The organism is Mesorhizobium sp. M4A.F.Ca.ET.022.05.2.1 (assembly GCF_003998845.1).
Taxonomy (GTDB): domain Bacteria; phylum Pseudomonadota; class Alphaproteobacteria; order Rhizobiales; family Rhizobiaceae; genus Mesorhizobium.
Genome location: NZ_RZOJ01000823.1, coordinates 1 through 519, shown reverse-complemented (window position 1 = coordinate 519; position 519 = coordinate 1). Strand labels below are relative to the sequence as shown.

1 protein-coding gene is annotated in these 519 nt (G+C 65.7%); it reads left to right on the top strand.

Features of this window, described 5'->3' with window-relative positions:
* The coding region (locus EN745_RS35630) for an aminotransferase class I/II-fold pyridoxal phosphate-dependent enzyme (protein ID WP_127423363.1) at nt 1-519 on the top strand (519 nt) is incomplete at both ends.

The following is a 519-nucleotide window of genomic DNA, read 5'->3' as shown; positions in this document are numbered from 1 at the left end:
ATCGACTGGAAGGCGCGCCGGCAGATCGCCGCCAGCGACATGCCGCCGCCGGCCAAGCACGACAACTGGATCAAGTCGTCCTACCCCTTCGTCTACGGCCAGTTCGATCCGGCGCTGTTCCCGACGGCCGAATGGCGCGAATGCAACCGCATGGCGCTCGCCGTTCTGGAGATCCGCAACTGGGCATCCGACATGGTCGACCGCGACGATCCGCTCCTGATCGAGCAGATCCAGGCGCGGCTCCTGCCGCGGCGCGGCATCTTCGCCAATCCGGATGAGATCATCGTCACGCTCGGCGCCCAGAACGCGCTCTATATGCTCGCCTCGCTGCTGATGACCAAAGGCTCGAAAGTGGCGATGGAGGATCCCGGCTATCCGGATGCCCGCTCGATCTTCCGCCTTGCGGGCGCCGACATCCAGCCGGTCCCGGTCGACCAGTCCGGCATCGTGACCTCCTCGATCCCGCAGGATTCCGGCTTCGTCTTCGTCACGCCCAGCCACCATTGCCCGACCATGGTG